This window comes from Kluyvera sichuanensis (genome assembly GCF_040930405.1).
Taxonomy (GTDB): domain Bacteria; phylum Pseudomonadota; class Gammaproteobacteria; order Enterobacterales; family Enterobacteriaceae; genus Kluyvera; species Kluyvera sichuanensis.
Window position 1 is genome coordinate 761963 of record NZ_CP162271.1, and the last position, 22384, is coordinate 784346.

22 protein-coding genes are annotated in these 22384 nt (G+C 56.8%); 10 read left to right on the plus strand and 12 right to left on the minus strand.

Annotated elements, in window-relative coordinates; translation table 11 throughout:
* Positions 1-6 precede the first annotated feature (6 nt).
* From AB2B48_RS03730 to AB2B48_RS03740, 3 genes are all read left to right on the plus strand, one after another.
* On the plus strand, positions 7-990 hold the full coding sequence (locus tag AB2B48_RS03730) for an aldo/keto reductase (protein ID WP_368300838.1): 984 nt from the start codon (positions 7-9) through the stop codon (positions 988-990).
* A 136-nt stretch (positions 991-1126) separates the two neighbouring features.
* Positions 1127-1885: a DeoR/GlpR family DNA-binding transcription regulator gene (locus AB2B48_RS03735; RefSeq protein WP_368300839.1), complete on the plus strand. Its 759-nt coding sequence runs from the start codon at positions 1127-1129 to the stop codon at positions 1883-1885.
* Between the two features lie 140 nt (positions 1886-2025).
* On the plus strand, positions 2026-3384 hold the full coding sequence (locus AB2B48_RS03740; protein ID WP_368300840.1) for an MFS transporter: 1359 nt from the start codon (positions 2026-2028) through the stop codon (positions 3382-3384).
* 37 nt (positions 3385-3421) lie between these two features.
* Here the strand turns inward: AB2B48_RS03740 and pncA are convergent, their stop codons facing one another.
* Genes pncA through sppA form a run of 3 tightly spaced genes read right to left on the minus strand, consistent with a single transcriptional unit; the run spans position 3422 to position 7003 of the window.
* A complete protein-coding gene (gene pncA, locus AB2B48_RS03745) occupies positions 3422-4063 on the minus strand; it encodes a bifunctional nicotinamidase/pyrazinamidase (protein WP_368300841.1) in 642 nt (213 codons plus the stop codon).
* Positions 4064-4073: 10 nt separating this feature from the next.
* Positions 4074-5090, minus strand: a complete 1017-nt coding sequence (ansA, locus tag AB2B48_RS03750; RefSeq protein ID WP_368300842.1) for an asparaginase — start codon at positions 5088-5090, stop codon at positions 4074-4076.
* Positions 5091-5146: 56 nt separating this feature from the next.
* Positions 5147-7003, minus strand: coding sequence for a signal peptide peptidase SppA (sppA, locus tag AB2B48_RS03755; protein ID WP_368300843.1), 1857 nt, complete (start codon positions 7001-7003; stop codon positions 5147-5149).
* Positions 7004-7162: 159 nt separating this feature from the next.
* Between sppA and AB2B48_RS03760 the strand changes: the two genes are divergently transcribed.
* The 3 genes from AB2B48_RS03760 (at position 7163) to AB2B48_RS03770 (ending at position 10830) form a co-directional block, all read left to right on the plus strand.
* Positions 7163-7714 carry an NAD(P)H nitroreductase gene (locus tag AB2B48_RS03760; RefSeq protein WP_368300844.1) on the plus strand — a complete coding sequence of 184 codons (552 nt, stop codon included), beginning with the start codon at positions 7163-7165 and terminating at the stop codon, positions 7712-7714.
* A gap of 130 nt (positions 7715-7844) precedes the next feature.
* Entirely contained in the window at positions 7845-8888 is a 1044-nt protein-coding gene (gene selD / locus AB2B48_RS03765) for a selenide, water dikinase SelD (protein ID WP_220440598.1), read from the plus strand.
* A 4-nt stretch (positions 8889-8892) separates the two neighbouring features.
* The gene (locus tag AB2B48_RS03770) at positions 8893-10830 is read left to right on the plus strand and encodes a DNA topoisomerase III (protein ID WP_220440597.1); all 1938 of its coding nucleotides are present in this window, start codon (positions 8893-8895) and stop codon (positions 10828-10830) included.
* A gap of 124 nt (positions 10831-10954) precedes the next feature.
* Here the strand turns inward: AB2B48_RS03770 and gdhA are convergent, their stop codons facing one another.
* The gene (gene gdhA / locus AB2B48_RS03775; protein WP_185665980.1) at positions 10955-12298 is read right to left on the minus strand and encodes an NADP-specific glutamate dehydrogenase; all 1344 of its coding nucleotides are present in this window, start codon (positions 12296-12298) and stop codon (positions 10955-10957) included.
* Between the two features lie 235 nt (positions 12299-12533).
* On the opposite strand from gdhA, the gene AB2B48_RS03780 reads away from it, so the two are divergent.
* Positions 12534-12803 (plus strand): YnjH family protein, encoded by a 270-nt coding sequence (locus AB2B48_RS03780; protein ID WP_185665981.1) that lies wholly within the window; start codon positions 12534-12536, stop codon positions 12801-12803.
* Here AB2B48_RS03780 and AB2B48_RS03785 read toward each other — a convergent pair.
* The gene (locus AB2B48_RS03785; protein ID WP_305067776.1) at positions 12763-13179 is read right to left on the minus strand and encodes a pyrimidine (deoxy)nucleoside triphosphate diphosphatase; all 417 of its coding nucleotides are present in this window, start codon (positions 13177-13179) and stop codon (positions 12763-12765) included. The two genes, AB2B48_RS03780 and AB2B48_RS03785, sit on opposite strands and share 41 nt — an antisense overlap.
* A 78-nt stretch (positions 13180-13257) precedes the next feature.
* On the opposite strand from AB2B48_RS03785, the gene AB2B48_RS03790 reads away from it, so the two are divergent.
* Entirely contained in the window at positions 13258-13827 is a 570-nt protein-coding gene (locus AB2B48_RS03790) for a carboxymuconolactone decarboxylase family protein (protein ID WP_368300845.1), read from the plus strand.
* Complete coding sequence (locus AB2B48_RS03795) at positions 13817-14449, plus strand: CDP-alcohol phosphatidyltransferase family protein (protein WP_368300846.1); 633 nt, start codon at positions 13817-13819, stop codon at positions 14447-14449. The genes AB2B48_RS03790 and AB2B48_RS03795 overlap by 11 nt, the downstream gene beginning before the upstream one ends.
* On the opposite strand, the gene AB2B48_RS03800 is transcribed toward AB2B48_RS03795, so the two are convergent.
* The 6 genes from AB2B48_RS03800 to AB2B48_RS03825 form a co-directional block, all read right to left on the minus strand.
* Positions 14446-15750 (minus strand): sulfurtransferase, encoded by a 1305-nt coding sequence (locus tag AB2B48_RS03800; protein WP_368300847.1) that lies wholly within the window; start codon positions 15748-15750, stop codon positions 14446-14448. The two genes, AB2B48_RS03795 and AB2B48_RS03800, sit on opposite strands and share 4 nt — an antisense overlap.
* 84 nt (positions 15751-15834) lie before the next feature.
* Positions 15835-16467, minus strand: a complete 633-nt coding sequence (locus tag AB2B48_RS03805; protein ID WP_368300848.1) for an ATP-binding cassette domain-containing protein — start codon at positions 16465-16467, stop codon at positions 15835-15837.
* Positions 16467-18002: a thiamine ABC transporter permease gene (locus AB2B48_RS03810; protein WP_368300849.1), complete on the minus strand. Its 1536-nt coding sequence runs from the start codon at positions 18000-18002 to the stop codon at positions 16467-16469. Before AB2B48_RS03810 ends, AB2B48_RS03805 begins: the two co-directional genes overlap by 1 nt.
* On the minus strand, positions 17975-19168 hold the full coding sequence (locus AB2B48_RS03815) for an ABC transporter substrate-binding protein (protein ID WP_368300850.1): 1194 nt from the start codon (positions 19166-19168) through the stop codon (positions 17975-17977). The genes AB2B48_RS03810 and AB2B48_RS03815 overlap by 28 nt, the downstream gene beginning before the upstream one ends.
* Complete coding sequence (locus tag AB2B48_RS03820) at positions 19168-19869, minus strand: TVP38/TMEM64 family protein (RefSeq protein WP_368300851.1); 702 nt, start codon at positions 19867-19869, stop codon at positions 19168-19170. Before AB2B48_RS03820 ends, AB2B48_RS03815 begins: the two co-directional genes overlap by 1 nt.
* Complete coding sequence (locus AB2B48_RS03825) at positions 19869-20510, minus strand: TVP38/TMEM64 family protein (RefSeq protein ID WP_368301908.1); 642 nt, start codon at positions 20508-20510, stop codon at positions 19869-19871. The genes AB2B48_RS03820 and AB2B48_RS03825 overlap by 1 nt, the downstream gene beginning before the upstream one ends.
* Here AB2B48_RS03825 and AB2B48_RS03830 point away from each other — a divergent pair.
* Positions 20424-20612 carry a hypothetical protein gene (locus AB2B48_RS03830; protein WP_223883116.1) on the plus strand — a complete coding sequence of 63 codons (189 nt, stop codon included), beginning with the start codon at positions 20424-20426 and terminating at the stop codon, positions 20610-20612. The genes AB2B48_RS03825 and AB2B48_RS03830 overlap by 87 nt on opposite strands.
* Before the next feature lie 691 nt (positions 20613-21303).
* Here the strand turns inward: AB2B48_RS03830 and xthA are convergent.
* Positions 21304-22107, minus strand: a complete 804-nt coding sequence (gene xthA, locus AB2B48_RS03835; RefSeq protein WP_185665988.1) for an exodeoxyribonuclease III — start codon at positions 22105-22107, stop codon at positions 21304-21306.
* Positions 22108-22384 lie beyond the last annotated feature (277 nt).

The window sequence follows — 22384 nt, forward strand, 5'->3', positions numbered from 1 at the left end:
CGGCAGATGAAAATGATTCCTTTAGGTAGCACGGATATCACGCTTTCCCGCATGGGGTTAGGAACATGGGCCATTGGCGGCGGCCCGGCATGGAACGGCGATCTCGACCTGCAGGTTTGCATCGACACCATTGTTGAGGCGCACCGCTGCGGTATTAATCTGATTGATACCGCGCCAGGCTACAACTTCGGCAACAGTGAAGTGATTGTGGGGCAGGCGCTGAAAAAGCTACCGCGTAACGATATTGTGGTTGAAACTAAATGCGGTATCGTCTGGGAGAGAACAGGCAGCCTGTTTAATAAAGTAGGCGATCGTCAGCTGTATAAAAACCTCTCACCCGAGTCGATCCGCGAAGAGGTGGACGCCAGCCTGCAAAGATTGGGTATCGATAGCATTGATATTTATATGACTCACTGGCAGTCGGTCGAGCCCTGCTTTACACCGATTGCGGAAACCGTCGATACGCTGAACGCGCTGAAAAAAGAGGGGAAAATCCGTTCGATTGGTGCGGCGAACGTCGATGCCGGGCATATCAGGGAGTATCTCAAACACGGTGAGCTGGATATCATCCAGGCCAAGTACAGCATCCTTGACCGGGCGCTTGAAACGGAATTGCTACCGCTATGCCAACAGAATGGCATCATCGTGCAGGTCTATTCACCGCTAGAGCAGGGGCTATTGACCGGTACTATCGCCCGGGATTATGTACCCGGCGGCGCGCGGGCTAACAAAGTCTGGTTTCAGCGGGAAAATATGTTGCGGGTGATTGATATGCTCGAGCAGTGGCAGCCGCTGTGTGAAAAATACCGCTGCACGATCCCCGCGCTGGCGCTGGCGTGGATTCTAAAGCAAAGCGATCTCATCACCTTACTGAGCGGCGCAACGGCGCCAGAACAGGTGCGTGAGAATGTCGAAGCCCTAACTATCGCCCTGACGGATGACGATTCATTATTGATGAGACGAATGGCTGAGGCATTAGATACAAAATAAGAAAGATGTTATTGGCCTCTGTTTCTGTGTAAAAAAGTATTAAAATCTGTGATTCAGACATGTTTTTTTGAAAGTAAACATAGCCTGTGAGATACTAGGGTCTTATTATTAGTTTGCAGGAAACAGAGGTGTCATTGTGGCGGCTAAAGACAGAATTCAGGCCATCAAGCAAATGGTGGTTAATGATAAGAAAGTGGCGGTTTCACATTTAAGTTCGATTTTTCAGGTTACTGAGGAAACGATTCGCCGCGATCTGGAAAAACTCGAAGATGAAGGTTTTTTGACCCGTACATATGGCGGCGCAGTATTAAATACCACCGCATTGTCCGATAACATTCATTTTTATAAACGAGCCAAGTCTTTCTTTGAAGAGAAGCAGACCGTTGCTCGTAACGCACTACCTTTTATTAAAAATAAAACCACTATGGCTGCTGATTCCAGCAGTACGGCGATGGAATTATTGAAGCTACTGAAAGATAGAAACGATCTAACACTGTTAACTAATTCGGCGGAAGCCTTTCATGAACTAGCGCAGTCGGAAATTAAGGTTGTTTCTACAGGCGGTGAACTGAATAAGAATACGCTGTCGCTGCAGGGAAGGATCACCAAGGAAATTATCAGCCGTTACCACGTTGATATTATGGTGATGAGTTGTAAAGGGTTAGATATGCAGAGCGGTGCGCTGGACTCTAACGAAGCCGAGGCGGAAATTAAGAAAACCATGATCCGTCAAGCAACGGAAGTGGCGTTGCTGATCGATCACTCCAAGTTCGATCGTAAAGCATTCGTCCAGTTGGTAGATTTTAGCCATATCAATTACCTTATTACCAATAAGGCACCAGGTGCAGAATGGATAGCATTTTGTAAAGAAAATAATATTCAACTCGTTTATTAACTTTAATGCTGTTCGTGTCAGTACTATTTTAGTTTGCACCTGGGCAATGCCATAAAATTTTAATGATGATGGATGGCGCGGCAAAATTATTCTGCCGCGATCGTCATACTTTATATTTTAGCTGAATTTGAGGCATCCAGATGGAACAATGTGACCCTATCGGCGCAAGATTAGACCGCTTACCTTTATCTCGATTTCATTTTCGTATTTTCGGCATTATCAGTTTTAGTTTATTAATCACCGGTTTCCTCAGTTATTCTGGGAATGTCGTGCTGGCAAAATTAGTCAGCAACGGTTGGTCAAATAATTACCTTAATGCAGCATTTACCTCAGCGCTGATGTTTGGTTATTTTATTGGCTCGCTGACCGGTGGCTTTATTGGCGATTATCTCGGCCGGCGTAAAGCGTTTCGCGTAAATTTATTGATTGTCGGGGTATCAGCTTGCGCAGCAACTTTTGTGCCTGACATGTACTGGTTGATCCTTTTCCGCTGTCTGATGGGCATTGGAATGGGGGCGCTGATTATGGTGGGCTATGCTTCATTTACTGAATTTATCCCGCCATCTGTACGTGGGAAATGGTCTGCACGTCTATCGTTTGTCGGTAACTGGTCGCCTATGCTGTCGGCGGCCATTGGCGTTGTGGTCATTGCTTTTTTAAGCTGGCGGATGATGTTTCTGCTGGGCGGTGCGGCAATGCTGCTGGCCTGGTATCTGTCGGGGAAATATTTCATCGAATCGCCTCGTTGGTTGGCTGGCAAGGGGCAAGGACGCGCGGCCGAAAAACATCTTTTGCACGTAGAGTCACAAATTGAGAAAGAGAAAAATATCACCTTGCCTCTCTGCCAGAACTCGGGTCTGACAACGGAGCAATGTACGGAAAGCGGTTCATTCTGGCTTTTGTTTAAAGGTCAGATGCTGCGGCGTACCCTGGTGGCCATTACGGTGCTTATCGCGATGAACATTTCGCTCTATACCATCACGGTGTGGATCCCGACGATTTTTGTTAACTCGGGGATCGACGTGACGAAATCTATCTTTATGACCGCGATTATTATGATAGGCGCCCCAGCGGGGATATTTATTGCCGCGCTGATTATTGACCGTTTTCCACGGCGATTGTTTGGCTCATCGCTGCTGCTGATTATTGCGTTACTTGGTTACGTCTATTCAATACAAACCGAGGAGTGGGCCATTTTAAGCTATGGCCTGGTGATGATTTTCTTTCTGTATATGTACGTCTGTTTTGCCTCGGCGGTGTATGTGCCGGAATTGTGGCCAACGCATCTCAGGCTGCGAGGTTCGGGTTTTGTGAACGCGGTGGGGAGAATCGTGGCGGTATTTACGCCGTACGGTGTTGCTGTCCTGCTGACTCACTACGGTTCGGTTACGGTCTTTATCGTCCTCGGCGTGACGTTGGTTTTCTGCGCGCTAATTCTGTTTTGTTTTGGCATCGAAACGCGCAAGGTATCACTGGAAGCGATTTCAACACTGGCCTGAGACAACCCGCCGACAGGAAAGAACCTGTCGGCGTATTTCAGCCCTGAATTTCCAGCCAGTCGTCGAGCGTATACAGCGTAGCTCCCTCGACCGTCATCTCCATAAACGCATTGGCGCTGTCCTGCGGCTGAATATTGACGCCGCGGCAGCCGTCGGTGATAACGTTGACCGTATAGCCAAGCTGTAATGCATCCAGCACGGTGAACTTCACGCAGTAATCGGTTGCCAGCCCCAACACCACAAGCTCGTCGATACCGCGCTCACGCAGCCATGCGTCGAGACCGGTTTTCTGGCGATGCCCGTTGTCGAAAAAGGCGCTGTAGCTGTCGATATTGACGCTTTCACCTTTGTGGAACACGGCATCGATCTCCTGAGTCGTCAACAGCGGATGCAGCGCCGCGCCGTCGCTGTGCTGCACGCAGTGATCCGGCCAGAAGGTCTGCGGAAGGCCATCGAGCGTGCCCTGGCTGTAGACGGCTACCGCGTGCTGGCTGGCAAAGCTGCCGTGGTTGGCGGGGTGCCAGTCCTGGCTTGCGACGACCACATCACCGCGAATCTTCGCGGCGCGGATGAGCAGATTTGCCACGTCGACGGTGCTGTCACCGTCGGCGACGGCAAGTGCCCCACCGGCGCAGAAATCATTTTGTAAATCGACCAATAACAGTGCGCGTTGCGTCATCTCGCTCTCCTTACTCGTCCGGCGTCAGTTCACCGCGCAGGTTCTGCTGCATGGCGCTGCGGATAGCGTCGGCATCCAGCCCCTGGCTTAACAGATAGTGCAGTTTGGTCAGCGTGGCTTCTACCGTCATGTCAGAGCCGCTAATCACACCCGCCTGCGCCAGCGCGTTACCGGTGGCGTAGCCGCCCATGTTCACTTTGCCAGACATGCACTGGGTGAGGTTCACCACCACGATGCCGCGCTTGCTTGCTTCCGCCAGTTCATTGACGAAAACGCCGTTTTGCGGGGCATTGCCCACGCCGTAAGAGCGCAGAATCAACGCTTTAACCGGCTGGAGCAGGAAGTTACGTACCACATCGGCGGAGATACCGGGATAAATCGTCACCACGCCAATCGGCTGTGGCGTAATCGGGTGCACAACCAGTTCGCCTTCACCGTGTGGTGCAGGCGGGGTGCCCAATTTGCGGATATGGATCCCGGCTTCCAGCAGTGGCTGCAGGTTTGGCGAAGCGAAAGCATCAAAGCCGTCGGCGTGCGCCTTGGTGGTGCGGTTACCGCGATAAAGGCGATTATTGAAGAACAGGGTCACTTCGTTAATCGGGTAGTTCGCGGCGACGTACAGCGAGTTCAGCAGGTTGATCTGCCCGTCGGAACGCAGCTCGGCCAGCGGGATCTGTGAACCGGTAACGATAACCGGTTTGCCGAGGTTCTCCAGCATAAACGAGAGCGCCGAGGCGGTGAACGCCATGGTGTCGGTGCCGTGCAGAATCACAAAACCGTCGTACTCGTCGTAGTGCGCTTTGATGTCGTCAGCGATGTGCTGCCAGTCTTCTGGCGTCATGTCGGAAGAGTCCATCAGCGGGTCGTATTCGTGGATCGTAAAGTCCGGCATTTCGGGGCGATGGAACTCGGGCATCAGCGCCAGCTGGCGCTGGAGATGACCGGAAACCGGAATGTAGCCGTGGTCAGAGCGCTGCATCCCGATGGTCCCGCCGGTGTAGGCGACGTAAATAGATTTTTTTTGCATGGGGTCGTCTATTGATTAATCGAAAGAAAATCCCCTCCATGTGGAGGGGATTGCGATTAGCGAATATTGGCGCAGGTCAGGCAAAATGCATAGCGATTTTGCGGATCGTTAAACACCGCCAGCTTGTCGCTCTCGGCTTTTACCGTATTGGCAGCAGCCGCCAGCGGGGCAGGCAGATAGGCCTGCACGGCCTCAGGCAGCGAGGCACGTACCGAACCGGATACGCTATCCATCACCATATCAAAGAACGTCGGTTCGCTCTGATAGTAGTCAACATGCCAGGATTTCACTTTCGCCAGTTCAGCGGCTTTTGCCACTGCATCGTCGAAATCACCGAGGCTATCAACCAGCCCGTTAGCCTTCGCATCTTCACCGGTCCACACGTGGCCCTGCGCAATCTTGTCGATTGCCTCTGGCGTACTCTTACGCGCCTGCGCCACGAGAGTGATAAAGCGCTTGTAGCCGTTTTCGATGCTGAGCTGCATCATCTGCTGCACTTCAGGCGGCAGGGCTTTGGTCACCGCCATATCGGCCAGCGGTGAGGTTGCCACGCCATCGGTGTGCACGCCGATGGAATCCAGCGTGTTTTCAACGGTGTTGATCACCCCGAAGATACCGATAGAGCCGGTCAACGTGCTTGGGCTGGCGACGATGTAATCCGCTGGCGTAGAGATCCAGTAGCCACCGGAAGCGGCCATACCGCCCATCGAGACCACGACCGGTTTGCCAGCCGCTTTGGCTGCTGCCAGCTCTTCGCGGATCACCTCAGAGGCGCTAACGCTGCCGCCAGGGCTGTTCACGCGCAGTACGATGGCTTTCACTTTCGGATCCAGACGCGCATCGCGAATCTGCGACGCGGTGGTGTCGCCGCCGACGTTACCCGGGGTTTCTTCACCGTCCATAATGGCGCCGTTTGCGAAGATAACGGCGATGCTTGAGCCGGTATCTGCCGGGGTTTTCACCACGTAGTCATACATGCTGACGGCACGATAGTTGTTATCGGCCTTGCTCCAGCCAAACGCTTTGGTCATCGCTTTTTCGATATCCGCGCTTGAGCCCAGCGCATCAACCAGCTTGTTGTCGAGTGCGTATTTTGCCGTGTCGCCGTCCGCTTTACGCAGCCCGTCGAGCAGCCCCTGCGCGCCAGGGAAGACCTGCTGCGCGGTAATCTGACGGTTAGCGGCAATGGTATTCAGGTAGTTCTGCCACAGCTCACCAATCCAGCGGCTGTCCGCTTCGCGTGCGGCAGGGGACATATCGTCACGGATAAACGGCTCAACGGCGGATTTATAGGTGCCGACGCGGAAGACGTGGGTTGAGACCTTCAGCTTATCGAGCAGCGACTTGTAGTACAGGCCGTTGGTGGCGAAACCGTGCAGGTCAACCACGCCCTGCGGCGACAGCCAGATTTTGTTGGCGAAGCTCGCCAGATAATATTGCCCCTGGCTGTAGCTATCACCGACGGCGTAAACCGGTTTGCCGGTGTCGCGGAATTCGCGCAGCGCCTTGCCGATATACTGCATCGACGGCTGATCGCCACCGGCGAAGTTTTTCAGATCCAGCACGATGCCGGTGATATTGCGGTCGTCTTTCGCCTGGCGAATGGTCTGCACGATATCAAACAGCGAGTTTTCCTGCAGGCGATCGCTGCTGGCGCCGAAAATCTGGCGGCCAATCACGCTAAGCTTGCTGCTGGCGGAAGGCTTATCCACCACCACGCCGCTGATATCCAGCAGCAGCGCACCGCGGCTACTACGCTCGCTGGTGGTGCTGCTACTGACCTGCAACCAGATGCCGACGCCAACCAGCACTAGCAGAATAAAGAACAGGTTCAGCACCAGCTCGCGTACGAAGTTGAGCAGCCGCCACGTCCATTTAAAGAATCCGGCAATAAAGCGCCATAGGGTTCGCATGTATTCTCCCTGCAAGAAATAAAAGGTTTACCGAAACGGCAAAACGTGTGGCTATCCTAAATAGACCGCCGCCGCTTGTCAGCAGGAATCGCCTTCGGCGCTGTAACAAAATCCTCGCGCATGTTAATTTTATGAAAAATAACATGAGAGGGTTACTCAATGGACGCACTTGAACTACTCGTTAATCGCCGCAGCGCTTCCCGTCTGGCAGAGCCCGCACCGGCAGGCGAAGCGCTGGAAAACATCCTCCGCGCCGGGATGCGCGCTCCGGATCACGGCACCTTGCAGCCGTGGCAGTTTGTGGTGATTGAAGGCACAGGCCGCGAGCGTTTCAGCCAGCTGCTGGAGCAGGGCGCGATTGCTGCGCAAAGCGATGAGAAGGCTATCGAAAAAGCGCGCAATGCGCCGTTCCGCGCGCCGATGATCATCACCGTGATTGCCAAATGCCAGGATCACCCAAAAGTGCCGAAGTGGGAGCAGGAAATGTCGGCAGGCTGCGCGGTGATGGCGATGCAGATGGCCGCCGTTGCTCAGGGCTTTAACGGCATCTGGCGCAGCGGTGCGCTGACCGAAAGTCCGGTGGTGCGTGAAGGGCTGCAATGTGGCGAGCAGGATAAAATCGTCGGCTTCCTCTATCTCGGCACGCCGCAACTCAAAGCGTCGACGACCATTACCTTCCCGGATACGGCACCGTTCGTGCGTTATCTTTAAAAAAACCGTTACGATTGTCTGGAATATAGGCAACTGCCCGCGAATTCAGACAGTCGTACTTATCACGGCTCTGTTCTGGCGTTAACATACAGCCCCTATGCAAATGCCAGAGCAATGACAGGAGTTGTCCATGAGCGAGCAGGCCATTCGTTTAACGCAGTACAGCCACGGAGCGGGTTGCGGTTGTAAAATTTCACCGAAGGTGCTGGAGACTATCCTGCACAGCGAGCAGACGAAGTTTATCGACCCGAACCTGCTTGTCGGTAACGAAACTCGCGACGATGCCGCCGTTTACGACCTGGGTAACGGTACCTCGGTCATCAGCACCACCGATTTCTTTATGCCAATTGTCGACAACCCGTTCGACTTTGGCCGCATTGCGGCGACCAACGCCATCAGCGATATCTTCGCGATGGGCGGTAAGCCGATTATGGCGATTGCCATCCTCGGCTGGCCAATTAACACCCTGGCACCGGAAATTGCCCGTGAAGTGACTGAAGGCGGGCGCTTTGCCTGCAAACAGGCCGGTATTGCGCTGGCGGGCGGCCACTCCATCGACGCGCCGGAACCGATTTTCGGCCTGGCGGTCACCGGTATCGTCCCGACCGAGCGCGTGAAGAAAAACAGTACCGCGCAGGCGGGCTGCAAGCTGTTCCTGACCAAACCGTTGGGGATTGGCGTACTGACCACCGCCGAGAAAAAATCGCTGCTGAAGCCAGAGCACCAGGGGCTGGCAACGGAAGTGATGTGCCAGATGAACCTGGTGGGCTCGGCGTTTGCCAATATCGAAGGCGTTAAAGCGATGACCGATGTGACCGGTTTTGGTCTGCTCGGCCACCTGAGCGAAATGTGCCAGGGCGCAGGCGTCCAGGCACAGATTGACTTCGACGCGGTGCCGAAACTGCCGGGCGTTGCCGAATATATTGAGCTTGGCGCCGTGCCGGGCGGGACCGAGCGTAACTTTGCCAGCTATGGTCACCTGATGGGCACCATGACGGCCTCACAGCGCGCGCTGCTCTGCGACCCGCAAACCTCCGGCGGCCTGCTGCTGGCGGTCACACCGGACGCCGAAGAGGCGGTGCATGCGGCGGCAGCGGAATTTGGTATCAACCTGACCGCCATCGGTGAACTGGTGACCGCGCGCGGTGGCCGTCCAATGATCGAGCTGCGCTGAACCGATGCGGTTGTTCATAGCGGAAAAACCGAGCCTGGCCCGCGCCATTGCTGACGTGCTGCCGAAGCCACATCGTAAGGGCGACGGCTTTATCGAATGCGGCAACGGTCAGGTCGTGACCTGGTGTATTGGCCACCTTCTGGAGCAGGCGCAGCCTGATGTCTATGACAGCCGCTATGCGCGCTGGAATCTGCAGGACCTGCCGATTGTGCCGGAAAAGTGGCAGCTACAGCCCCGGCCATCGGTCACCAAACAGCTCAACGTCATTAAGCGCTTTCTGCATGAGGCCAGTGAAGTCATCCACGCGGGTGACCCCGATAGAGAGGGGCAACTGCTGGTGGATGAAGTGCTGGACTACTTGCAGCTGTCGGCGGAAAAACGTCATCAGGTGCAGCGCTGTCTGATCAACGACCTGAACCCACAGGCGGTGGAACGGGCGATTTCCCGCCTGCGCGCCAATAGCGAGTTTATCCCGCTGTGCGTGTCGGCGCTGGCCCGCGCTCGTGCTGACTGGTTGTATGGTATCAATATGACTCGCGCCTATACCATTCTTGGGCGTAATGCGGGCTATCAGGGCGTGCTCTCCGTTGGGCGCGTGCAGACCCCGGTGCTGGGGCTGGTGGTGCGCCGCGATGAAGAGATCGAGCATTTCGTGTCGAAGGATTTCTTCGAAGTGAAAGCGCACATTGTCACACCAAAAGACGAACGCTTTACCGCTACCTGGCAGCCGAGCGAAGCCTGCGAGCCGCATCAGGATGAAGAGGGCCGTCTGCTGAACCGCGCGCTGGCCGAGCACGTGGTGAAGCGCATTGGCGGGCAGCCCGCGCTGGTCACCGCCTATAACGATAAGCGCGACTCCGAACCCGCGCCGCTACCGTTTTCGCTGTCGGCCTTGCAGATTGAAGCGGCCAAACGCTTTGGCCTCAGCGCACAGAACGTGCTCGATATCTGTCAGAAGCTGTACGAAACCCATAAACTCATCACCTATCCGCGTTCCGATAGCCGCTATCTGCCGGAAGAACATTTCGCCGGTCGACATGCGGTGATCAACGCTATCGGCGTACACGCCCCAGATTTGCTGCCGCAACCGGTGGTGAACACTGATACCCGCAACCGCTGCTGGGACGATAAAAAGGTCGACGCTCACCACGCCATTATTCCTACGGCGCGGGCCAGCAAGGTTAATCTCACCGATAACGAAGCGAAGGTTTATAACCTCGTCGCCCGTCAGTATCTGATGCAGTTCTGTCCGGATGCGGTATATCGCAAGTGTCAGATCGATCTCGATATTGCCAACGGTAAGTTTGTGGCGAAGGCACGTTTCCTGGCGGAAGCCGGCTGGCGCACGCTGCTAGGGGCGAAAGAGCGCGACGAAGAGAACGACGGCACACCACTGCCGGTGGTGGCGAAAGCAGATGAACTGCTGTGTGAAAACGGCGAAGTGGTAGAGCGACAAACGCAGCCACCGCGCCATTTCACCGACGCTACGCTGTTGTCGGCAATGACCGGGATTGCCCGCTTTGTGCAGGATAAAGATCTGAAGAAGATCCTGCGTGCCACAGACGGATTAGGCACCGAAGCGACGCGTGCCGGGATTATCGAGCTGCTGTTTAAGCGCGGTTTCCTGACCAAGAAAGGGCGTTATATTCACTCAACAGACGCGGGAAAAGCGCTGTTCCATTCGTTGCCTGAGATGGCCACACGTCCGGATATGACGGCGCACTGGGAGTCCACGCTGACGCAAATCAGCGAAAAGCAGTGCCGCTATCAGGACTTTATGCAGCCGCTGGTGGGCACGTTGTTCCAGCTTATCGAGCAGGCGCGCAGTACGCCGGTGAGACAGTTCCGTGGATTAGCAGCGCCGGGCGGCGCGAAGAAGTCGTTCAGTAAGGGCAAAGGGAAAAGTAAGAAACCGACGGCAAGCCCGGAACAAGACGCGTAATCGCCCCGACTGCCTGATGATGTTCTCTGGAGAACGGAAACGAAATGTAGCCCGGCCGAGCTAAGCGACGCCGGGGAAAACCCGGAGTTGGCGCTAAAGCGCCGCGTCCGGGCTACCGACAAGATTAAATCACGCCCTGCGCCAGCATCGCATCGGCCACTTTCACGAAACCTGCAATGTTTGCACCGCGAACGTAGTTGGTCTGCGCAGATTCACCGCCATGCTCAACGCAGGCGTGGTGGATATCCAGCATGATGTGGTGCAGACGCGCATCCACTTTCTCCGCTTTCCAGCTCATACGCGCCGCGTTCTGCGCCATTTCCAGGCCAGAGGTTGCGACACCGCCGGCGTTCGCTGCTTTACCCGGTGCGAACAGCACGCCCGCTTCGAGGAACAGGTCGGTTGCTTCGATGGTGGTTGGCATGTTGGCACCTTCCGCCACGGCCTTCACGCCGTTGGCAATCAGCACGCGTGCCGCGTCAACGTCCAGCTCGTTCTGGGTCGCGCACGGCAGCGCGATATCCACCGGCACGCTCCACGGCTGCTGACCTTCCAGATAGACCAGACCAAACTCGCGCGCATAATCGGCTACGCGACCGTCACGGCTGGCTTTGATTTCGCACAGACGCGCCAGCTTCTCTTTGGTGAAACCGGCTTCGTCAACCACGGTACCGCTGGAGTCGGAGGCGGTCACCACGCGGGCGCCAAACTCCATCGCTTTTTCGATAGCGTACTGCGCCACGTTGCCGGAACCGGAAACCGCCACGCGCATTCCTTCAAAGCCCAGGCCGTGACGCTTAAGCATCGCTTCAGTGAAGTACACCAGACCGTAGCCAGTCGCTTCCGGACGAATCAGGCTGCCGCCAAACGACAGGCCTTTGCCGGTAAACACGCAGGCGGTGTCGTTGGAGAGTTTTTTCATCATCCCGGCCATAAAGCCGACTTCACGCCCGCCCACGCCGATATCGCCCGCTGGAACGTCGGTGTCTGAACCCAGATGACGATAGAGTTCGGTCATCAGCGACTGGCAGAAGCGCATCACTTCGCCTTCGCTTTTGCCTTTCGGATCGAAGTCAGAACCGCCTTTACCGCCGCCCATAGGCAGGGTGGTCAGGGCGTTTTTGAAGGTCTGTTCGAAGCCAAGGAATTTGAGAATAGAGAGGTTTACCGACGGGTGGAAGCGCATTCCCCCTTTGTACGGCCCAATCGCCGAACTGAACTGCACGCGCCATGCGCGGTTAACCTGTACCTGATTGCGGTCGTCTACCCACACGACGCGGAACTGAATAACACGCTCAGGCTCAACTAATCGCTCCAGCAGAGAGAGCTGGCGATAGCGCGGGTTCTGTTCCAGAAACGGCCAGAGCGTTGTCATGACTTCACGGACAGCCTGAGCAAACTCGGTCTGGTGTGGGTCGCGTTGTTGAACATGAGCCAGGAAGGAATCCAGGGAGCAAACCTTATCCATAAGTATAAGTACCTCTTATGATTGTAGATGTATGTAGTTGTTATGGTTGTGTTTAATAAAGTGTCGTTTTTCGACTATATCATTACCCGGCTAACGTATGACAAGTAAATTCCTGGACCAAAATAAAATTAATACTCGGGAGGGGGTCATAACTAAAAACGATGATGTAAAAAACTTAAGCTCGCCCTGAATTTGGTCGATAGTATTAAGAGAAGATTTTTCAGGAGATTAAGGGATGAAAACGTTCTGGATAGCGGGCGCTTTGGCGCTGTTTTGTCATGCGGCGCAGGCGCGACCGCAGCTTGAAGTGAATGTCCCGCCAGAGGTGTTCAGCAACAGCAACACTACCCAGCGGGCGCAGCCGTGCACCCAGTGCTGTATTTATGAGAACCAGAACTACTCGGAAGGGGCGGTGATTAAGGCTGAGGGCGTGCTGTTACAGTGTCAGCGCGATGAGCGAACCATCAGCACGAATCCGCTGGTCTGGCGTCGGGTAAAGCCATAAACGCCTCAAGCAGCGGCACATCGGCGGGGGCCAGCGCATAGCTAAAGGCCTCTTCTGGCGTGCACCACACCAGCGCACTGTGTTCGCGGGCGATGATTTCACCGTCAAAACGGGGCACGTGCCAGGCGTGAAGATGGATGATTCTCCCGGAGACTTCACGCTGGTGGCTGGCAACGTAACGGCCAGGCCAGGCGCGGATCGCCAACTCTTCCTGTAGTTCGCGCACCAGCGCTTCCGGCTGGCTTTCGCCCGCCTCAACTTTTCCACCTGCGAACTCCCAAAGCCCGGCCTGATCGGCATGCGGCGGGCGCTGGGCAAGCAGAATTTTGCCGTTTTGTTCAATAATGGCGGCAACAACATCAATGGTTTTCAGCATAGCGATCAAAGACTTGATAAAAGGAATGCCATATTATCGCTGCTTTGTTGTTAGCTAAAGCCTTGCAGGAGTCTCCGGGTGAAAAATAAACAACCCTGGGTGCAACCGCTCAGTCAGTTACCCCTCAGTCTGAAACCTATTGTTGCCATGCAGCAGAAGCATTACGGCAGCGTATTGAATCCCACCCGCTGGTGGGGGCGAATGCCCCGGCTCTTCTGGTTAGTGGCGCTGTTTGTTGGCTATCTGGAGCGTAAAAAAGCGCGTCTGGACCCCACGCTACGGGCGCTGTTGATGACCCGCGTTTCCCAGCAGTGCGACTGCGCATTTTGCATTGATGCCAACAGCCTGCGTCTGGCGCAGCGTAGCGGGGCGATGGATAAAGTGCTGGCGCTGGGCGATTGGCAAACCTCGACGCTGTTTTCTCCTGCTGAACGTGCGGCGCTGGACTACGCTGATGCGATGACCGCGACGCCGCCGTTAATTTCTGTAGCACAGAAAGAATCGTTACACTGTCACTTTAATGATGAACAAATCACGGAGATGACCGCGCTGGTGGCATTTCAGAATTTGTCGGCGCGTTTTAATGCTGCGCTGGAGATCCCTTCACAGGGGCTGTGCCGCACGACGGGAGAGCACGATGCTGGATAAACATCTTCACCCGCGCCTGAAGCCACTGTTGAACCGCGCGGCGCAGGCGCTGGATAAACCCGGTATTTCCGCCGACGGCATTACGCTGCTGGGCTTTGCGATTGGCGTTCTGGCGCTGCCGTTTCTGGCGCTGGGCTGGTACGGCGCGGCGCTGGTGGCCATCGTGGCAAATCGGTTGCTGGACGGGCTTGACGGCGCGCTGGCCCGGCGGCGTGGGCTGACGGATGCAGGCGGCTTTCTGGATATCGCCCTCGATTTTCTGTTCTACGCGCTGGTACCGTTCGGCTTTATGCTGGCAGATCCGACGGCGAATGCCCTGGCGGGGGGCTGGTTGCTGTTTGCGTTTATGGGCACCGGCAGCAGCTTTCTGGCGTTTGCGGCGCTGGCGGCGAAGCATCAGATTGATAACCCAGGCTACGCCCACAAATCGTTTTACTACCTTGGTGGGTTAACCGAAGGCACTGAGACGATTTTGCTGTTTGTGCTGGGCTGCTTGTTTCCGGCGTGGTTCGCGTGGATGGCGTGGATCTTTGGCGCGCTGTGCTGGCTGACGACGTTTAATCGGGTGTGGGGAGGGTACATGACGCTGAAAAATCTCCAGCGTCATGAAGAGGCGGATTAGCGAGAACTGTCCGGGCCGCGATCGCCGGTGGAAACCGGGTTTTTAGGATTGCTGCTCCACTCGTACCAGCCGCCGTCGTAGACGCTGACGTTCTGCCAGCCCATCGCACGGGCGTACATAAAGGTCTCAGACGCGCGCCAGCCGGTGCCGCAATAGAAGGAGACCTGCTGGGTTGGCAGAATGTTCCAGGATTTCCACATCGCTGCGATATCGTCTGCGCTGCGCATGGTGCCGTCCGGGTTATGGAAATCTTCCATATGGGTGGAGTCGCTACCCGCATGGCCCCAACGAGCGCCAGCAATCTCACCTTTTGGCTTAATGTAGCTGTAGCCGCTGGTGGTGCCGATAAATTCCGGCCACGAGCGAATGCTGACCAGCGACGCATCCTGACGATGCAGCAGGCCGCGCGCCTGTTCCATATCCAGCATCAACTGCGGTTGGGCGGGAATGGTGATGCCGAAGTCTGGTGCCGGAGTCACGTCTTTCGGCAGGCCGCGTTCCACCGGCAGACCTGCATCGGACCAGGTTTTCCAGCCGCCGTCCAGCAGGCGCACATCTTTCACGCCCGCATACAGCATAATTTGTGCGACGCGCGCCGCAGCATAGACATCGCGACCGTAAAGAATAACGGTGGTGTCATGGCGGATGCCGTGTTTCGCCAGCATCGCTTTGAGCTTATCGTCAGAAACCTTATTCCACAGCGGCTCGCTTTCCACCTCGTTGGTGTCGATATAGCCTGCGTTCGGAATATGGCTGACCAGGTAAAGTTTCGGTGCGCCCCAGGCGGCTTCAATCACTTTAACGTCGCCCGCCGGTTTTGCCGGAACGTTTTTCCCCTGCTGTAAATCATGCAGCCACTGCGGATAAACCAGTTGCTCGAAGTGCGGCAGCTTTTGCAGACGGTCTGGCTGCTCCAGCGCATCGCTCAGGGTGGAGATATTGTTAAAGCCCGCGTGTTTCAGACGTTTGGCGACCGCCTCGTTGTCTTTACTGTCGCCGTAAAGTGCGATGTCGGTGGTTTTACTCAGCTGATGCTGCTGCGCCCACGCGCTAAGCTGCTCGTCGTTCATCGCGGAGAGCCAGCTGGCGGAGAGGTTTAACGCGCCCGGTTCGTGGCCCTGCGTGCCGTTGGCATGCTGAGGCCAGCCGTTGTAAAACGCGCTCATACGCGTATCAATGGCGGTGCCATTTTGCTGCAGCAGGTGGGTCAAAGTTAAGGTTTTTGCCGTTTCGGCAGCAAAGACAGAGGAAGCGAGGCCAAGCGCAACGGCCAGCGCGGTCAGTTGAGAAACACGTTTCATCAAATCATCCGACGAGGAAAAAAGGAGCATCATTCTGAACCTCTAAAGGGGGAAATACCTTGCGTTAACGCAGTATTTCCCGCGTCAATGCCAGTTTGCTAACTGCAAACAGAGGGCGTTGGTGGGAACATCATCCGGGTCGTGAGTCACCTGCACCACGGGAATGTGCAACTGGCGGAGTTCGTCGAACACCCATTGGCGAAAGCTGCCGCGCAGCGGCCCGTCGAGGCGGCTAAATGGCTCATCCAGCAGCAGCGCGTCGGGTTCTGCCAGCAGCGCGCGCAGCAGCGCTACGCGGGCGCGCTGGCCACCGGAAAGGGTGGCCGGGTCACGACGATAAAAACCGTCCAGCCCCGCCTGCGACAGCGCCAGCTCAACACGAGGCTGGCGGGCATGACGGGCAACGGTCGCAGGCAGCGCTAGCTGCAGGTTCTGCCCGACGTTCATATTGTCGAACAGCAGCGCGTCCTGGAACAGCACGCCGATGCGCCGTTTCTCAGTAGGTAGCGGATCGCAGCGGCGGCCGTTAAGCCACAGCTCACCTTGTGCGCGAAAGGCGCCATCGAGCGCGCCGACCATCCACGAAAACAGCGTCGACTTTCCGCAACCAGACGGCCCCATCAGCGTCACAATTTCGCCCGCCGCGACGGTGAGGTTAACTTCGCGCAACAGCGGCTGACCGCCGAGCGTGAGCGTCAGATTGTTGACCTGCAACATTAGCGTAATCCCCGGCGTAAATGGCCGATACGGCGCGCCAGCAGCGCGGTAAGTAAAAAGAAGCCCATCGGCAGCAATAGCTGCCATAGCGCCTGGGCGGCAAGCGTCGCGGTTACGCCGCCGCTGCTCAGCGCCACGGCTTCGGTGGTTAGCGTGGGCACACGTCCACCGCCAAGCCATTGGGTGGGCAGATACTGGGCGATACTCACGGAAAAGCCGACCGCCAGCGCCGACAGCAGCGGGCGAACGATCAGCGGGCACTTCAGTCGTAGGAAAATCGCCCCGCGCTGCCAGCCAAGCGTTTTTGCCAACAGTATCTGGCGCGGGTCAATGTTCTGCCAGGCCGGGCGAAGCACAAACAGCATCCACGGCACCACCCACAGCAGATGTCCCCACAGCACGGTGGCGAACTGCCCATCGAGCCAGCCATAAAGTGCCAGTTGATATTGTCCTGCGGCCAGCGGCAGTGCGGGTAACAGCAGCGGCAGGTTGAGCCAACCCTGTTCCCGGCGTGGCCCCCATTCCAGCCACAGCAGGCAGACCACCGCACCGATCGGCGCGGACAGCAGCGCCAGCCACAGGCTATTGTTGAAGGTATCGGCGTCGGGCAGCGTGGCATGCGCCTGTGAGATTAGAAATAGCGTGCAGAATAGCCCGCTGAGCGGTAGCAGGATGCCGACCGCGCGCCCAGGGAGTTGCGGGAAGATTGGGCGTCGTACGTTGCTCAACGTGGGCAGTCGTCGTTGCCAGAGCGACCAGAAGCCTGCGGCGGCACCGGCAAGTAGCGCCAATAACACCAGTAACAGCAGGCAGGCCAGTTCACCTTTGACCTGATCCTCCGGGGCCGCCGAGTTCAGCCACTGCCAGGCCAGCACCGCCAGCGTCGGCGGGTTGCCGGGACCAATAATCGTCGCCACATCGACCACCGACAGCGTCCAGGCCGCTGTGGCCAGCAGCGCCACCTTGAGTGAGGGCATCAATGCCGGAAGAATAACCCGGGTCAGGCACTGCCCGCCCCCGTAGCCGAGGCTTTTAAACACCACCACCTGTTCTGCCAGCCGGCGTTCGCCGAGTAGCGCCCAGCACACCCACAGTAAAAAGCCGCTCTCTTTGACCGCCAGCACCAGACCCAGCCCGATACCGTAGCGGTCCTGAAATGGGCTGAGCATCGGCAGCAAACGGTAGAGTTCACCGCCTTCGGCAAACAGCAGCAGCGCGCAGGTAGCGAAGGCCACGTGCGGCAGCGCCAGCAGCCAGGGCAGCCGGGAAGAGAGCCGCTGCCAGCCCGCAGAAGGCCAGAGCGTCGCGATGACCAGTAGCGCCAGCACCAGCGCGCCACCCACCGCGAGCAGCGTGGAGACGACCGTCGCGGTCAGTGCCTGTATCAGCTGCGAGTCGGTGAGCAGTTGTTGCCAGTGGGCGAGCGAAAACGCCGGTCTTAACAGCAGACCAGCGGCGGGAAGCAGGGGCAGATAGATAATCAGCATCATGCCCCAGCAAAGTAGAATCAGTGCGTACCGTAACGGCGCAGCCATTCCTGCTCCAGCGCATTCACCCAGGCAGCGTGCGGCTCAGCCAGTACTTTCGGCGCGTGTTCCGGGATAAGCGATTGCAGCGTTTTTTGCTGTTCGGGACTTAGCTTCGCCGGATCCAGCACGCTGGGGTCGCCCCATACCGCTGGATCGGCCTTGCGCAACTGTGCTTCAGGGGAGAGCAGGAAGTTTGCCACCACCTGCGCCCCGGCGCTGGCGGAAGCGTTCGCCGGAATTGTCACGAAGTGCACGTTGCCCAGCATGCCGCTCTGGAAACCAAAGCTGTAGCTGTCCTTCGGCAGTTCGCCTTTTGCCACTTTCTGCTTCGCGTGCATCGGGTTAAAGGTGAGGGAGAGGCGCAGCGAACCGTTGCTCAGCATCGCGTCCATTCGCGCCGGTGAAGGGGGGAAATCTTTACCATTGCGCCACAGCAACGGGTGCAGCGTGTCAAGATAGGCCCACAGCGGTGCGGTGACAGCAGCAAAGGTCTTTGCCTCCGGCGGTTGCTTCAGCGCATCCGGCTGGGTGGTGAGGTTGATTAACAACTGTTCAAGCAGCGCAGTGCCGGTGAAGTCGGGTGGGCGCGGGTAGGTCACCGTGCCGGGATGGGCTTTGGCAAATTCGAGCAGCGCCTGCGGTGAGTCCGGCGGCTGCGGCGTTTGCTGCTGGCGAGCAATAAAGGTCAGCTGTGCGCTGCCCCATGGCGATTCTGCGCCTTCCACCGGTACCGAGAAATCTTCCCGCACCGGTTTGCTCACATCCACATAGCGCCAGTTCGGTAACTGCTCCGCCCAGCCGGTACGCAGCAGGTTGGCCTCTTTCAGCGCGCGGAAGTTTTCACCGTTGACCCACAAAAAATCGACCGATCCATTGGTTTTACGCCCGGCCTGCGCTTCGGTCTGAATGCGCTTTACGCTGTCTGCCGCATCGGCAATGTGGACGATGCGCAGGTTAATGGCGTAATCACGCTTCATTTCACCGCTCACCCAGTCAAGATAGTGGTTCACCGCTTCGTCGCCACCCCAGGCGTTAAACCAGACGGTTTGCCCTTTGGCCTCGTTTTCCACCTGCTGCCAGCTTTGCGCGTGAACCGTCAATGGACTCAGCGCCAATAGGCCAAGCCCCAACAGCCCAGCGCGCAGGCGATGTACATTTGCGTGATAACGCATCAGGAATTCCTCTTTTGTCGTTCATGATAGAACGTCTTAGCGACAACGATAACGATAGTCAGGGCGAACAAAATAAACAGCCCGGTGACAAACCAGAAGGTGCCGCCGGTGAGCAGGCTGCCGACCCATGAATAGACGATGGTGGCGGGAAGCTGACCAATACCCGTGGCGATAAAAAAGTGGCGAAAGCGCAGCGACGTCAGCCCGGCGGCGTAGCTCACCGGGTCGAAGGGGACGAAAGGCAGCAGGCGGCAGACTAAAATGGTGTGCTTGCCGTAGCGTTCAAAAAAGCCGTCAATGCTGTTAAGCACCATTTTTCCGGTCAGCTTTTCGACCACTCCGCGCCCCATCAGCCGGGCGATGTAGAAGCATAGCGCGGCACCGGCCATCGAGCTGGTCCACGAGAGCACCGCGCCCCAGAACGCGCCGAACAGCGAGGCATTGGCGAAGGTGATAAGAAAAGCGGGCAGTGGGGCGGCAACGGCCTGAAAAATCATCAGCACAAAGGAGACGGCGGCGGCCTGTGATCCATAGGAGTGGATAAACCGCTCGATGCCCTGCTGGTCGACGGCGAGAAACGCGGTCAGGCTATGATCGATAAACGCATTCACGCTCGGAATACACCACCAGGCCAGCAGCAGCGCAATAAACGCGGTGAGCAGCAGCAGACGGAAAAACAGCGTGGCGTTGCGTGATGCCATCAGCGCTCCTCCTCGGAAAGATCCACGCGTCTATGCCGGGCATAGCGTTTGGCCGCCTGCGCCAGCGCAAACAGCGCCAACCCGGCGAGGCTCAGTTTGAGGATAAACGCCAGCGTCAGGCCGTGTGCCGCCAGTTCGCTCGCCATCAGCGTATAGATAAAAATTCCCGGCAGCGTGGTCAGCGCAGAGATCAGGGTATAGGGCCAGAAGGGGATGGCGGTCAGTCCGTAGGCGTAGTTTTGGATATTGTACGGAAAGAGCGGAATGAGCCGGGTAAGAATCAGAAAGTCGATACCGCTGCGGGCGATACCGCGCTCAATCGCCTGAAAGGTGGCGGTGTGCCCGACGTATTTAAGCAGCAGCGCGCGCCCGAGCCAGCGGGCGAGCAGGAAGGAGAGCGCCGAGGCAGCAGTGGCGGCAATCAGCGATAGCAGCGTGCCGAGCCACGGGCCAAAGGCAATGCCGCCGACGAGTACCAGCACGCTGCCGGGCAGCAGGCATACCGTGGCGAGGATAAACAGGGCAATGTAGATGATGTAGCCAAGCGCGCCGCTTTGGCGGACCAGTTCCTGCAGGTGGCGGAAGTTGGTGACCAGGTCAGCGAGGTCGAAGGTGTGGATCAGGATAGCGAGCAGGCTGATGACAGCGACAATGAGCAGGAGCTTAGTGGCTGTGTGGTAGTGACTTCTTTTGCATGGGGGTCCTCCTGCCGGGAAGAAAAAGTGCGCGCGACGGTATTATAGATTAGTGGTCACTGCAAGATATTAGCGTTGGTTTATTGATTTTGCTCAGAATTTTTCATTGTAGGTTTCGGGTTGGGTGCGGGGTTCGGTTTGGATCATCACTCTGTTGCGCTCCCTTCCAGCGCTAGCCATATAAATTGTACTGGCACAGGGAGCGCGCAAGGGGCGGCCAATCGCCGCCGCCCCCTGCACCCCCGGGCTCTGGCGGCAAAATCGCCGCTGCGCGGTTCCCTCAGCTTATCCCTTCCGGCTTCGGGTCGGGCGCGAGGCAACGTCCCTGTAAAACCGCGCCCTCAGCCCACATCCATGTGGGCTGACCCGGCCTACAGGGAACGCTTCGGCGATTTAGACGCCACCCAAAACCGTGCGGTCTTTTAGTTAACAGCAAAAAACAGTCTTTCTGAAACCGATGAGTCCCCGCTGGAAATCGGCGAGCCGTAGCACGGAAGACAAGGTCAGTCCGCCATGGATGGCGGACTGAGGCGAACCGAGACAGGACGTCGAGTTTCGCCGTGCCGCAGGCTGGAGTCGTAGGCGAGCGCAGTGCGAAGCACCGATTTCCCTGCGGGGCCGCGGGGATTGCGAAGGGGTGCGCGGCCGCACCCCTTGGCCCGTTCACCGGTGATGGAATTTCATATTCCACCTAACGTAAAGTGAACGGAACAGCTGCACTAAACTAGCAAATACGAGCTTATTTAAACGTTGCCCACACCGGCGCATGATCCGATGGCTTCTCCATCCCACGGATCTCATAATCAATCCCCGTCTCCACGCAGTGTGCCGCCAACGGTTGGCTTGCCAGCAGCAAATCAATACGCAGCCCACGGTTATCGTCAAACCCTTTGGAGCGGTAATCAAACCATGAGAAACGATCGTTGGTTTCAGGATTGGCATTACGGAACGTATCCACCAGACCCCAGCCCAGCAGACGCTGCATCCACTCGCGCTCTTCCGGCAGGAACGAGCACTTACCGGTGCGCAGCCAGCGCTTACGGCTATCTTCGCCAATCCCGATATCGAGATCGGTCGGGCTGATGTTCATATCGCCCATAATCAGCACCGGGTTCTCTTTACTTAGACGAGTTTCCAGATAGTCCTGCAAATCCTGATAAAACTTGGTTTTGGCCGGGAATTTGGTTTCATGGTCGCGGCTCTCGCCCTGCGGGAAATAGCCGTTCATCACCGTCACGTTGCCGAAGGGTGACGGCACTTCGGCGATGATCAGACGACGCTGCGCCTCGGGATCATCGGTCGGGAAACCACGGTGCACGGCAATCGGTTCGGCTTTGGTCAGCAGCGCAACGCCATAGTGGCCTTTTTGTCCGTGGTAGAAAACGTGGTAACCGAGCTTCGCCACCTCTTCCAGGGGGAACATGTCGTCATGAACCTTGGTCTCCTGCAGGCCAATCACATCAGGCTGATGTTTTTCAACGATGGCTTGCAGTTGATGAGGGCGGGCGCGCAGGCCGTTGATATTAAAAGAGACAAATTTCATAGTGGTCGTCACTTTACCTGGTGAATTGTGACGGGATAGTAGCAGAATTTAACGTACCTCGCTGCTTTCGCCCGGCGGTATCGCCAATTTCTTTTATTACCGCTGCCATGTTGCAGAGCAAAAACTGCACCAGATTGAGGCAATCTGCGCCGTAATAAGGCGTAAATCTACGATAAATTTCGCAGTTGATCACAAATCCAGAATGATATTTTGCGGATGCATAATATTTCTTAATTTCACCCTGCAATCATCGCCTGAGGTCACTAATATTCACTTT